Source organism: Duganella sp. AC237, from assembly GCF_979254035.1.
This window is the reverse complement of sequence record NZ_CEEDEW010000003.1, coordinates 3,175,860-3,188,386: the sequence shown is the minus strand read 5'-3', so window position 1 is coordinate 3,188,386 and position 12,527 is coordinate 3,175,860. Positions and strand designations below refer to the sequence as shown.

The following is a 12,527-nucleotide window of genomic DNA, read 5'->3' as shown; positions in this document are numbered from 1 at the left end:
CTCGCTACGATCACTGCTGCCAGAAAGTTGTGCGGGATCAAGGTCAGCACATTCAAGCTCCTCCATGTCGCGCGATATACCTTCTTAAAGCTGCTTGATCCAAGCCTGCGGTTTGTTGGTGGTGACGATTCTGTCCCCTGCGTTGAACTTGCTGCCAGCGATCCCTACGCCGCTACTGTCCGATAACATCCCTAGTCGGCGATATATGTAATCTAGCGCCACCAGATTTTGCCAAGGGATACCGAGACGATGCCGTAGACGTTTGGCCCGTGCTTGCGGCGACAGAAACTATCAATCAAACAAGCCGTCGTTAGCAGCCTGAACCGTTGCACCCGCAGAAACTGCCCGCGTTCTTGGACTCCCGAAGCGGGCATGGCGGACATCATTATCGTTGCCGCATAAACGCGATGACCAGTCGATGGGAGGGGGAACACTATTGCGTGCATGATTACTTGCGAATCGGTCGCCGAATTCGGACAAGACTCAACACTTTCATCAGGTCACGTCTTTTACTTTGCGGTGACAGTCCGGACTCTATAAGACTCTCAAGCGGCGGGCTGCTCACTACGGCCTTAGACATATGGTCGATGTCAGGGCCCACGCCGTCGACCGCAGCAATGACTACGCCTTCGTCAACCTCATCGACTGGACTTTCAACTATTCGTTCAATTTCATCAGTTGAAAGATTCCTGCCGCTCCCATCCTCGCGTTTTGTGCTCATTTCAACTGCTTCCCTCGCGACCAGTTTCCTATCACAAGCGCCACGAAACGGTGAAATGGCCCACGGAAACGGCAAGTTTGATGAGTATGGTACCGCCTTAAGCCTTAAGAAGCTCCACCGTGATCGGCTTGAATAGTAAGCGTCATCCATGCACCGTCTTGATGCGACCGTAAAACTTCTTGATGCGAAACTTCTAGGGAAATTTTCTTAAGTCGCCGGATCGATGAAGCGTTCGCCCCGTCCACAGTGGTCAGCACCGTTGTTATCCACCCCGGAGTTCCTGCATGGCTTTTAGAAGGTCTCTCGAAGGCGGAAGGCCGAACAGGCGCGCATACTCCCGGCTGAACTGGTTCGGGCTTTCGTAACCGACGCTGAATGCTATCGACGTCGCGCTGCCTTGGCCGGCGATCAGTTGTGACCGCGCGTGTAACAAACGGATTCGCTTCTGATATTGCAGCGGGCTCAACGATGTCACCGCTTTGAAATGACGATGGAATGCTGAAACGCTTAATGCCGCCATCTCGGCCAGTGCGTCCACCCTTATCTGTTCGGTAAAGTTGCGACGTATCCAATTGATGGCGACACCGATACGCGCGAGCGCCGTGTCCGGCGATGCGATGTCTCGCAGCATCCAGCCGAGCGGCCCCTGAAGCACGCGGAATAATATTTCCCGCTCATAACAAGGAGCGAGCACCGTGATCTCGTCAGGTCGTTCGATTAGCCGGAGCATTCGAATCCAGGCATCGAGAAGCTCGCCACTGACCGGCGCAACCGAGAATCCTGATCCGAACAGCGTGCCGCAGACCTCAGCCGGCAAGTCGCGGATTAGCGCCGCGACGATAGCGGAGTCGAGAGTCAGGCTGACTGCAAGATACGGCTCGCCCGTGGCGGCCGGATGAACCGACCCGACGGCTGGAAGATCCACGGACATGACGAAGTAGGTCGCCGGATCATAGTGAAACGTCCGGTCACCGACGGTCATTGTCTTGGATCCCGTGAGAATCAGGTTAACCATTGGAGCGTAGACGGCAGCGAGCAGATGCTCCGGGATTTCACCTTGGACCATTGCGACACGCGGGATGCCGGTTTCCGTGCGCTTGTTCTCGGCCCGAGAGGCCAGCGCTCTAAGTTCTTGCAATTGCTGTTCCATGGTCCGACATTAACAGATCCCCCCCTAGACATGCAATGCGAAAGCAGAAATAGGCAAGCTTGGAGGAAGATCGGGTGAGTGCAGCGTAGTCGGCACTCGTATCATTGCTCTCACCAGACAGACACACAGGAGAGTCGTAATGAAGATTGTCATCGTGACCGGGAGTAGCCGGGGCCTTGGAGCCAGCACAGCACTCGAATGCGCCACGCGCGGGATGGGCGTGATCGTCACCTACAACAGCAATCCAGGAAAGGCGGAAGAGGTAGTGAAGGGGATCGCGGGGATCGGTGGGAAGGCGGTCGCTCTGAAGCTCGACGTTGGTGACAGTCGATCGTTTCCCGATTTCCGCAAAGCGGTTTCTGCACAGCTCAACGCCGTGTGGAACAGGGAGACATTCGACTTCCTTGTCAACAACGCCGGGTACGGGCTTTATGCTCCGATCTCTGACGTAACCGAGGAGCAGTTCGATGGCTTGTTTAACGTCCACCTCAAGGGGCCGTTCTTCCTGACTCAGACGCTCCTGCCGCTCATCGAAGCCGGGGGCCACGTGATCAACGTCACCAGCGCGACCAGCCGCGTTGCCACTGCGGGCGTAGCGCCTTACGCTGCCTTCAAAGGCGGTCTTCAGGTTCTAACGCGCTACATGGCCAAGGAATTCGGCGAGCGCCGAATTAGGGCGAACTCGATCGCGCCGGGCGCGATCCGCACAGAGCTTGGCGGTGGATTGAACGAGGATTTCGAGGCGATACTTGCCGATCAGACGGCGCTCGGCAGGGTCGGTGAGCCGCAAGAGGTCGGTGGCGTCATCGCCGCCTTACTATCCGAAGAGAACCGCTGGATCAACGCCCAAAATATCGAAGTAGCGGGCGGCTACATCATTTGAATGAGGAGAAGTCATCATGCTCGACCACGTCTTCATATCCATCAGCGATATCGATCGCTCGATTGCCTTCTATGAAAAGGCACTCGCACCGCTTGGGATCGCCCATGCGGTTGACTACGACGGCAGGCAAGGCCCCGCCGGCCACCCCGATCTCAAGGGGTTCGGCGCGAACGGTCGCGTGTTCTTCTGGCTGCGAGAAGGTACGGTAGAGGGCCGCGCCGCGCATGTGGGTTTCATCGCGAATGACAAGAGCGCGGTCGATGCGGCCTTCGCGGCGGCAATGGCTGCAGGTGCTGCGGAAATCCATCCGCCCGGACCGCAGCTTCACTATGACCCGCGCTATTACGCGGCTCAGGTTCGCGACCCGGACGGCTACAGCCTGGAATTCGTCTACAAGGAATGGCAGCATTAATATGAAGAAACTGATGATTTATGGCGCGACGGGCTACACCGGTCGCATGGCGGCGGAACGCGCCTCGGCAGCGGGCACGCCGCTTATTCTGGCAGGACGCAACGAGGCTGCGCTCGTATCGCTCGCCACAAGCCTCGATGTCGAATATCGGCACTTCCCGCTCGAAGACATTGCCGCGATTGATCGATCACTGCGCGGCGTCGGTGTCCTCCTCAACTGCGCGGGGCCATTCGTCAGGACCGCCGATGTCCTGATGAGAGCCGGCATTCGCAATGGCGTGCATTATCTGGACGTCGCTGCGGAACTTGACGACTATCGACTGGCCGAAGTGCTCGACGTCAAGGCCAGAGCTGCAGGTGTGATGCTTCTGCCTGGCAGCGGTGGCAGCGTTGCAATGCTTGGTTGCCTTGCCGGGCACACCGTTGCGAGAGCGAGTAATCCATTGAGCCTCAGCGTGGCCATGTATGTCGCGGGTGGTCTATCGAGAGGCTCCGCCGTCAGCGCAATGGGAAGCGTCACCGCCGAAACGCTAGCACGCGCCGATGGCACGCTCGTTGCCCAAACTGCCGGAACGATCCGGAAACTCGACTTCGGCAAGGGGCCCGTCGACTGCTTCCAGGTGACGCTTCCCGATCTCATCACGATCTGGCGCTCTACAAACGTTCCTAACATTGAAGCGTTCGTCCATGTGTCAGGTATCGGATTTCCGCAAGGTGATCTCTTGGCGCTTCCCGATGGACCGAGTGAGCAGGAACGGTTGGCCAATCGGTATCAGGCCGTTGTCGAGGTCACCAGTTCCGACGGCAATGTCGTGCGATCGGTTCTCGATACGGTCAACGGCTACACGTTCACGGCAAGCGCTGCGGCGGAGGCAGGCCGCCGCGTTCTCGCCGGCGAGAATCGTCCGGGCTTCCAGACCCCTGCGATGCTGTTCGGCAACGGCTTTGCCGAGACAATCGCTGACACCACCATCGTCGACTTGTGAGGAGCAACCATGGAGAAGCTCGTTGCTACATTCATACAAACCATCAACGCCTTCGACGTCGAAGGCGCGTTGGCCGTCTTTAAGTCCGATGCAGTCATCGACGACGTTTCGGTTGGGCGCGCCTTCGTCGGCACCGATGGGATTCGCCTTTACCTTGAGAAGTTCTTCGTTGGCTATAAAACCGTCAGCAAGCTTCTGTCGCTGGAGCAGCTAGACGATTTCGCAGCAATTGTTCGCGTCGATTTCACCGGCGACTTTGGTCACGAGACCGGGTCTCTGAGGATCCAGATTAGCTCTAGCGGTCTAATCGAACGCATCAAGGCAAATCTCGACTAACGACCACAGAAAACACCAAATTGCGCTTGCAAGAGCGCTTATGCCGGAGATGGCTTCACTTTGCAAGCCCCCGGAACACCAAGGGAATACTTATGACCATATCACCATCTCTCACCAACGAGGCCGCAGACAAGCTTGCGGTCGTCGACGCCCTCTATCGTTTTGCCGCTGGCATCGATCTTCGCGACAAGAGCCTTCTGTCGTCCGCTCTTGCAGAAAACGCTGTATCGGACTTTCGTCCGGCTGCGGCCAAAGCCGGGTTTGAATATCCGGTTATCGAGGGCCGGGATATTATTGTTGCGGCCCTTACAGCGTCTCTCTCGAAATTGGATACGACGCACTCTGTGACGAATCCGCGTGTCACTATCAACGGTGACACGGCGCGCTTGGACGCACTTGTGGAAGCCCAGCATGTCTCCCGGGATGATCATACCCTCAGCTATCTCATGAAGAACCGTTACGATGTCGAGCTTGTAAGGATGGGCGACGGCTGGGTCATCACGCGTAACACGGTCGACAACGTCTGGCGTTCTGGGGATATTTCTGTTCTTTCTGCCATATAGACGTAGCCGTACTCCCAGCGCTGTCTTGATCGGCCGAGCGAAAAGCCAGATGATGCTCGCACAACGCTGGGAAGCGGAATTTAGCCGGCGAGCTTGGTGGCACAGTTCCAAGGTAGAAAGTCGTGCACCCGGTTGACGGGATGCTCTGCGATGCGCTCTAGCACGTGGCGCAGCCAGGCTTCGGGGTCAACCCCGTTCAGCTTGGCGGTGCCGATCAGCGAGTAAACCGCTGCGGCCCGCTCGCCGCCACTGTCGGCGCCGGCGAACAGGTAGTTGCGGCGGCCGATGGCAATGCCGCGTAGCGCCCGTTCGGCTGCCGAGTTGTCGATCTCGATGGCGCCATCATCGCAGTAGCGTGTCAGTGCCGGCCACAGATTGAGCGAGTACAGGATGGCTGCCGAGGCATCGGATTTGCGCGACAGCTTCTCAAGCGCGGCGCGTAGCCAGCGTTCAAGGTCGTCGAGCAAGGGTCTGGCCCTGGTTTGCCTGGCTTGTCGCCGTTGATCTGGCGGCTTGCCTCGGATATCGGCCTCGATAACATACAGTTCGGCGATCCGGCGCAGCGCTACCGTCGTCAGCGCTGATGGCCGCGCTTCGTGCAGGTCATAGAATTTGCGCCGGGCATGGGCCCAACATGCGGCCTCCTGGATCGCGCCGTTTTCGTAGAGCGCGTTGAAGCCAGCATAGGCGTCGGCCTGCAGCACGCCGCTGAAAAAAGCCAGGTGGGTTTGCGGATGGATGCCCTTGCGATCCGGCGAATAGGCGAACCAGACGGCGGCCGGTGCCGTGTTGCCGCTTGGCCGGTCATCGCGCACGTATGTCCACAGCCGCGCAGTTTTAGTTTTGCCATTGCCCGGAGCGAGCACCGGGATCGGCGTGTCATCGGCATGCAATTTGGTGGCGGCCAGCACGTGGCGCCGGATGGCATCGACCAACGGGCGCAACAAGGCGCTGGCGGCACCAATCCAGCTTGCCAGCAGTGCGCGATCCAGGTCCACGCCCTCGCGTGCATAGATCACGCTCTGGCGGTAGAGCGGCAAGTGGTCGGCAAATTTCGCCACCAGGACATGTGCCAGCAAACCGGGGCCGGCGATGCCGCGTTCGATCGGCCGGCTCGGCGCTGGCGCCTGCACGATGGCGTCACAGCAGCTGCAAGCGAGCTTGGGGCGTACATGTCGAATCACACGGAAGCTGGCAGGCACATACTCAAGCTGTTCGGCCACGTCCTCACCAAGTAAGCGCAGTCCACCACCGCAAGACGGGCACGCATCGGCGACGGGTAGGTGTACCTTTTCATCGCGCGCCAGGTGTTCAGGCAGCGGCTTGCGCACGGGCTTGTTGCGCGGTGCACGGCCAGTTTCAGGCATTGCCTTGGCCACCTCGCCTTCATCGGCCTGCAGGTCTTCCAGTTGCAGTTCGAGCTGCTCGATCTGGTGGTCGAGTTTTTCGGACTTGCGGCCAAACTGCATGCGCCGTAGCTTGGCGATCCACAGCTTGAGATGCTCGATCTCGGCGGCGCGCGTGTTCAACTGTGCCTCCAGTCCTGCGACCTGGTCATCGCGTTCTTGAACGCGACGCTCACTTGCCAATAGCAATGTCTTCAGGGCGGCGATATCGTCAGGGAGGTCGGCGGCGGTCAGCATGAGGCGAGTTTACGCGAGGCCGATGACGTTTACAAGGCCGACGTCGGTCGCCAGGTTCGCTCCGGGCGACGCCAATCGATTCCCTCCAACAGCATGGAAAGCTGGGCTTGCGTCAGCGCCACGCTGCCGTTGTCGGCTTGCGGCCAGACGAAGCGTCCCCGTTCAAGACGTTTAGCCAGCAAGCACAGGCCGTCGCCGGTCCACCACAGCACTTTAAGCATGTCGCCGCGCCGCCCACGAAACACGAAGACATGGCCGCTGTATGGATCTTCGGCCAGCACAGTCTCCACTCTTGCCGCAAGCCCGTTCATGCCGGCGCGCATATCGGTGATGCCGGCGGCAAGCCAAATCCGGGCGCCAGCAGGAAGGCCAATCATGCGCGCAGGCTTTGAAGCACCAGCCGCAGCAACGCCGCGTCCGTACCGGCACAGACACGCACAGTGGCGTCGGCAATAGTGATTTCGATAGCGACCGCGCGCGATGTGCTGCCTGGCAGCTTTGCTGCAGGCGCGGACGGTTTCAGCACCACCGGGAGCAACTTAGTGTCATCCATGGCTGGTCCAGTGAGCAAACCAGCTCGCAGGTCGCGACGCCATTTGAACAGCATGTTTGTGTTGATGCCGTGATCCTGGGCCAGCCTCGATACTGAGGCACCGGGATCGCAGGCCGCCACTGCCAGCCGACGTTTAAACTCGGAAGAGTAGTTTGGTCGCCCTCTACGATTGCCTAACTCCACTTCAATGTCCACAATAGTTCCCGTCAAAAAAGTAACGGGAACTACTTTGACAGACGCTACTCGCTACGAACAGACGGTGCAGGGCCGACGCTTACCTTGAATACGGGGTTACGCTAACTGAATCTGATGGCGCGCCTCTGAAATTATCACTATCACTCGTCCAATTGAAACTGGCTTCGTCAGATGGTAATCAAATCCTTCGTTAGCGACACGAACCGAGTCGCAGGCTTAATGGGAATGGTCTTTTTGGAGTCTTGGCGGGAGAACTGGCTCAGTCCACTGCGCCCGACAGGCTTGGCCTTCCAAGCGTAGCGAACACCTTGCTCCATTCGACCGGACTAGACCTTTCGATGCGTCCAGCTACCCCCGCAATGACAACGGCCAACGCGATCGCTAGACCGCTGCCGATCAGTGATTGGAGCAGATGCTACCTGAACGGCTTTGCAAACTTACAGCTGCCCGCACCTGCGAGCAGTTCGTATCTGGGGTGATCAAACACGATAAAGTAGATGCCTTTGAAAACCATGTGATTCTTTAGTTCCGACCCAAGGCCGTATCGAGAGCATATTGCAGCTTGCGCTGCGCGTTCACCAGCGGGCCGACGACCAGCTTCCATGCCCAACACGATCGCTCAACTCACGTGCGCGCTGGAGAGCTTTTAGCGCGTCCCTGATGGCCTCTTGCGCCGTCGATTCGTCCGTTGTGACCATGCTGATTTTCCTTTAGCCACGCTTCACGCTGGTCGCCTGGAGGTGGCCATCAGATGCGATCGAGATATCGAGAATTTCACCGGCGTCATTCGAACGCCAGACCATTTCTTGGAAGGTCGCCTTTTGACCAGCGTTGCCGGCGATCTTTTCAGCGGCGCGATTGGATATTTCATAGTCACCGCACTTATCATTGGAACAGGCGACATATTTGCGGTTGCCATGATCGATGCGCACGGCAGTTGCCGGGCATTGGCAAATCATGCAGATGATGCTTTCGGTATGCACCCGATCTCCTATTTATTAAGCAAGCCAAGGCGCCGCATCGACGCCCCAATCAGTTGCCGCATATTGTCCGGACACGGCTTCACGCGCTCCTTGAGAAACTTGCGGTTCGGCGCGGCTCTAGGTGCTAAACCATTCAATCTTTGACGTGCGCAATCCAGTAGTTCTGCATGATTTTGCCAGTGGAACTTCGCACATCGCTGCGAATCTGCTCGTATGTAGCCATCTTGATTTCCTTGTTCAACTTGCCTTGCTCCGCACCAGCCCGCGAAGCACCATTACACTACACGTCGCTAGGACCACGAGCTCGCCTGCAACGATCATTCGTCATGCTGGATAGCTTCCATAACACCCACCACCCGCGCATAGCGCGATCCCCAACATCACCATGTTGAATCCTTTGCTGGGTCGGCGCGGTACCTGTTTTTCAAAATGCGGACATGTGGTCAACCGCTTCGTGGGTTTCATGAGCTGTTTTCCTAGAATTTGTTAGCCTGGGGAACCAAAGGGCGTATTTTGCCAGTGATTATCCACCGCAGAATGTAATAGATGCCCATAACGCCGGCACCAGCGACTAATGCCCACAAGATCAATTGGGTTGCGTGCGTACGTTTCTCGACTATGGCTTTGGACTCCAAATCGTCAAAAGGATTTGAATGTAATAGATAAGCACACTCGTTCTTGGCCGCAAGTTCCCAAGGCTTTAAACCCTTGCAACCGTTTGGCATCGGACGTCCGGCAATTTCGTTCTCCAATTTCTTTGCTTCTTGATGAGCGTTGTAATGGGCTTCTATACCAAAGCTCAGTGGAACCAAAGCCACTAGAAAAGCCAGTACAACTGAAAGTCGAAAAAAGATCGCTGTCATATTTTCCTATTGGTGCAAGCTGCCATGTACATCCGGGTTGTAGCTCGGTCTTGTAAGCGTCTTGGACGGTACCGCACCCAGAAGTTAGCCCAGCAGTGACCGCCACAACGGAAATCAAGCCCAGGCACTTAGCAAAATGTTTCATTAGCTTTCCTAACGGGTGCCGGCCGATGCGGGGCGCTAGGCGCGCCGGTTTTCCTCTACGTCACATCCTCGGGTCCGCTAGAAATCTTCGGCCCGAAGCTCATTGTAGTAAGAAAAGTCAAACGGACTTTCGCGTTCCTCAACCTCCGAGCGCAATCTTTGATCGCCAGCGTCGTAGCTGTCATCAGAAGTTGTCAGCCAGTTTTGAGGTTCATCATATTTCGGTGCGCGTGCTCCGCATTTCATGCAAATGAGCCTGTGAAGATCCAATACGGTCAGGACATCATCGCTAGCTTTAGCTGCGGCCGCCAGCCAGCTACCACCGATCACAATGGACCGCATGCATCCGGTGCATGTTAGTTGTCCTCGTGGTTCAAGCTGCATAATTTCCATAACGCTGGCGGCCGGCCGGCTTGCGGGCGCCACTCAGGACGCAGTGATTTTCCTATAACGGTTTCGCCACATGTTGCAGCCCTGCTTCCATGCTTTCTAGAGTCAGCCGCACGGCGATTTTCAACTTCATAAAGACAGGCAAACCGAAAAAGGCGATGCAGCCGAACGCGAAGACCAGCGGCACAAATGGCGGCGAGTTGCCAGGGGTAGGATGAAAAGGGTCACCTATATAAGGGCAATAACTGCCAGCCAGTACCATAAAAATCCAAGACGTAACTGCCACCCCCATTGCTCCGATCACACAGGCTTTCAGGCTTTCATCAGCGGCCTGTACAGCCTTTTCAGGAAGTGACACTGCTGCTCTGGCTCGGCCGTAAAGAAGTGACGCAAAGGCGAATAGAAAGGTAATCAAGCCTGCTCCTATCTTCGGCATGTCATCAAGTTGCATCATCCCCAACTTAAGCATTCCAGCTGAGGCCATGACCAACAAAAGTAATGTGGGCATCCGGCGCAGACATAAATTGTCGTATCGGTTCATGTTTTCCTCGATTAGTGGGCGATATCCGCCAGGTCCAGCTCGGCCACGGTCCACGCCTCGGTAAGACCGGTGAACGCGATGCCGAGTTGGCCAAGGGATCGGTTGAACCGGTCACACCCGAACATCAATCCGACGTCGGTACCGTCGCCCGCATCGACTACCATGCCGTCTTGGCCGGGCCGAAAGTCACCTGTCGGTTTCACGCGCACGAAGTCCGCACTTAAGAGTTTGTCCGTTCACAATATTTTCCTTCAATGCTTGGGTTGCCACCCCTTAGGCCGGATCTGGCCATACGCGTTCCAAATAATTTCAAATAGGCTGGTGAGCTGGTTGTCCAGCTCACTCCTCTCTTGCACTACAACTTCCGGGGTGTGCAGCACGCGCGCCTTGAGTGCAAATGGAGCGAACACCGACATCGAGTTGATACTGAGGTGACTGCCTTCTGCACGATAGATCGACAACATAAGCGCAACAGGCCCCGTAAATTCAAGCATCCGCAATTCGTCGAGGTAGGTCGATGCCGCGAGCCGTACGTGCCTTTCGAATTCACCATAGAGCGCCTTCTCGTGGCCATCGCGCTCAGGATAAACAAACACCGCTTCAACTTCACCTGTTCTAAACAGTTGCGTGTACGCTTTATCCGAACTCGTGTAAGCAAGTCCACCTTCAAGATTGACGCCGATGTCGAAGCCCGAGAAATTACCCATCGGCCTAAATTTGTAGAGTAGATCGCTGCTTGCGTTGAGGTCAAGTCGTCTCTCACCCAACATCGATTCGACGGGAACAATGTGTAAGCAAACAGCGATCCCTGCGGTCAGTAACCGTGGGGCTAGGTTACTATCGATTACACCCGCTCGTTCTTCACGAAATTGTCTGACCCGTTGCTCCAGATTTGCGCCGTTGAGAAATGCGGATCGTAGTTCAGCAACGTCCATGGGATATTTACCTCTCGAGTTGCGTGCAGGGAAAGCGCCTGATTGACGGTTACGGTGCGGTGCCTGCCAGCTTCGCGCTACACGTACGATGACGATCGAACGTCCGTTTGCAAGGCCGAGCGCTTTGCATTGCAAGGGCTGGATCCTAGGTTCGATGTTGTCCCGACAGATGTTCTCGAACCTAAGGCCGACAGCGTCAGGGTCGACAATCTCGATGCCCGCGATCTCTACAGGTACTCCGGAAGACTCAACAATGCCGAAAATGAGGTCGCCACCAGAGGTGTTTGCAAACGAAAGCACATCGCTCATGAATTCCGATCGACCTTCGCGGCTGTCAGCGGGTAGATCTCGTTTGTACTCGATTGTCCGGCCTTCGGCCACTTCGTTGGCGACGAGGTCGGATAGGTCACTTTCCAAAATTTCTGCTAGAGGCTTACGGATCATCAGTAGATTTCCTTAGTTCCGGCCCAAGGCCGTATCTAGAGCATATTGCGCCTCGCGCTGCGCGTCCACCAGCGAGCCGACGACCAGGATCCCATATCCGGCCCGCTCGCTCAACTCGCGGGCGCGCTGGATCGCTTTTAGCGCTTCCTTGCGGTACCTAATCCGGAAGCGGCCGCCGAGCCGGCCGCAGCTTGGGCCGGTATCACGAACCATGTAGCCCGTCGCCGTTCTCCACGATCTCGACTGTGCGTTTCTCACTCTGCACGTTTACCCATTTTTCCCAGGAAGTCTTTGCCTCCGTCGTTGCCGCATCCCGCAGCGAGAGCCAAAACGGCCGAGGCGCAAATCAGATTCCTCATCATTATCTTTCTCGAATTCCTCCTGCGGCCGGCAGGCTGTCGTGCGCACGCTGCGCTTTTTCCCTACGCTGATTACGGTTTGCCGCTACATACAAAATTCACCAGATCGGATTTGCTCGAACCTGCAAGAACATCGGTCCATTTGCCACGCGAAACCGCGATTTTGTCCGGTCCATCTTCGCTATAGCCCACGTCACGATATTGCATGGACTTGCAGTTGATCTCCGTTTTCGAGTAGCCAGTCTCGTTGACGCCGACGCGCTTGTGTAGAGAAGTAGCCAGGCCACCTTTGGTCTTCACGTCCAGCAGATAGTACTTACCTTTGTCTGCCATGGTGCGCGGAATCTGGATTTCTGCAGCGAGTGCTGGGGCGCTCGAAGCAGCTGCTACGATCATAAATCCGGCGGCCATTATTTTGCGCATTTTG

General features: G+C 56.7%; 17 protein-coding genes. 5 read left to right on the top strand and 12 right to left on the bottom strand.

Features of this window, described 5'->3' with window-relative positions; translation table 11 throughout:
• Nucleotides 1-983: 983 nt before the first annotated feature.
• Entirely contained in the window at nt 984-1,871 is an 888-nt protein-coding gene (locus AC0IYS_RS14440) for an AraC family transcriptional regulator (protein ID WP_471705790.1), read from the bottom strand.
• Between the two features lie 139 nt (nt 1,872-2,010).
• On the opposite strand from AC0IYS_RS14440, the gene AC0IYS_RS14435 reads away from it, so the two are divergent.
• The 5 genes from AC0IYS_RS14435 (at nt 2,011) to AC0IYS_RS14415 (ending at nt 5,050) form a co-directional block, all read left to right on the top strand.
• Complete coding sequence (locus AC0IYS_RS14435; protein ID WP_471705789.1) at nt 2,011-2,754, top strand: SDR family NAD(P)-dependent oxidoreductase; 744 nt, start codon at nt 2,011-2,013, stop codon at nt 2,752-2,754.
• 16 nt (nt 2,755-2,770) lie between these two features.
• Nucleotides 2,771-3,166, top strand: a complete 396-nt coding sequence (locus AC0IYS_RS14430) for a VOC family protein (protein ID WP_471705788.1) — start codon at nt 2,771-2,773, stop codon at nt 3,164-3,166.
• Between the two features lies 1 nt (nt 3,167).
• Entirely contained in the window at nt 3,168-4,151 is a 984-nt protein-coding gene (locus AC0IYS_RS14425) for a saccharopine dehydrogenase family protein (protein WP_471705787.1), read from the top strand.
• Between the two features lie 9 nt (nt 4,152-4,160).
• The gene (locus tag AC0IYS_RS14420) at nt 4,161-4,487 is read left to right on the top strand and encodes a nuclear transport factor 2 family protein (protein WP_471705786.1); all 327 of its coding nucleotides are present in this window, start codon (nt 4,161-4,163) and stop codon (nt 4,485-4,487) included.
• A gap of 92 nt (nt 4,488-4,579) precedes the next feature.
• Nucleotides 4,580-5,050, top strand: coding sequence for a nuclear transport factor 2 family protein (locus AC0IYS_RS14415; RefSeq protein WP_471705785.1), 471 nt, complete (start codon nt 4,580-4,582; stop codon nt 5,048-5,050).
• An 80-nt stretch (nt 5,051-5,130) separates the two neighbouring features.
• On the opposite strand, the gene tnpC is transcribed toward AC0IYS_RS14415, so the two are convergent.
• The 11 genes from tnpC to AC0IYS_RS14360 all read right to left on the bottom strand — a co-directional run bounded on the left by tnpC (nt 5,131) and on the right by AC0IYS_RS14360 (nt 12,523).
• Nucleotides 5,131-6,693: an IS66 family transposase gene (gene tnpC / locus AC0IYS_RS14410; protein WP_471705784.1), complete on the bottom strand. Its 1,563-nt coding sequence runs from the start codon at nt 6,691-6,693 to the stop codon at nt 5,131-5,133.
• Nucleotides 6,694-6,722: 29 nt separating this feature from the next.
• A complete protein-coding gene (tnpB, locus tag AC0IYS_RS14405; protein WP_471705783.1) occupies nt 6,723-7,070 on the bottom strand; it encodes an IS66 family insertion sequence element accessory protein TnpB in 348 nt (115 codons plus the stop codon).
• Nucleotides 7,067-7,441, bottom strand: a complete 375-nt coding sequence (gene tnpA / locus AC0IYS_RS14400) for an IS66-like element accessory protein TnpA (protein WP_471705782.1) — start codon at nt 7,439-7,441, stop codon at nt 7,067-7,069. Before tnpA ends, tnpB begins: the two co-directional genes overlap by 4 nt.
• Nucleotides 7,442-8,151: 710 nt before the next feature.
• Nucleotides 8,152-8,424, bottom strand: coding sequence for a hypothetical protein (locus AC0IYS_RS14395; RefSeq protein WP_471705781.1), 273 nt, complete (start codon nt 8,422-8,424; stop codon nt 8,152-8,154).
• Between the two features lie 476 nt (nt 8,425-8,900).
• Nucleotides 8,901-9,287, bottom strand: coding sequence for a hypothetical protein (locus AC0IYS_RS14390; RefSeq protein ID WP_471705780.1), 387 nt, complete (start codon nt 9,285-9,287; stop codon nt 8,901-8,903).
• A 222-nt stretch (nt 9,288-9,509) separates the two neighbouring features.
• Nucleotides 9,510-9,773, bottom strand: coding sequence for a hypothetical protein (locus AC0IYS_RS14385; RefSeq protein ID WP_471705779.1), 264 nt, complete (start codon nt 9,771-9,773; stop codon nt 9,510-9,512).
• 103 nt (nt 9,774-9,876) lie between these two features.
• On the bottom strand, nt 9,877-10,362 hold the full coding sequence (locus AC0IYS_RS14380; protein WP_471705778.1) for a hypothetical protein: 486 nt from the start codon (nt 10,360-10,362) through the stop codon (nt 9,877-9,879).
• An 11-nt stretch (nt 10,363-10,373) separates the two neighbouring features.
• Entirely contained in the window at nt 10,374-10,565 is a 192-nt protein-coding gene (locus AC0IYS_RS14375; RefSeq protein ID WP_471705777.1) for a hypothetical protein, read from the bottom strand.
• 48 nt (nt 10,566-10,613) lie between these two features.
• Nucleotides 10,614-11,741 carry an AlbA family DNA-binding domain-containing protein gene (locus AC0IYS_RS14370; protein ID WP_471705776.1) on the bottom strand — a complete coding sequence of 376 codons (1,128 nt, stop codon included), beginning with the start codon at nt 11,739-11,741 and terminating at the stop codon, nt 10,614-10,616.
• A 12-nt stretch (nt 11,742-11,753) separates the two neighbouring features.
• Nucleotides 11,754-11,954 carry a hypothetical protein gene (locus AC0IYS_RS14365; RefSeq protein ID WP_471705775.1) on the bottom strand — a complete coding sequence of 67 codons (201 nt, stop codon included), beginning with the start codon at nt 11,952-11,954 and terminating at the stop codon, nt 11,754-11,756.
• Between the two features lie 218 nt (nt 11,955-12,172).
• The gene (locus AC0IYS_RS14360) at nt 12,173-12,523 is read right to left on the bottom strand and encodes a hypothetical protein (protein ID WP_471705774.1); all 351 of its coding nucleotides are present in this window, start codon (nt 12,521-12,523) and stop codon (nt 12,173-12,175) included.
• Nucleotides 12,524-12,527: the final 4 nt, after the last annotated feature.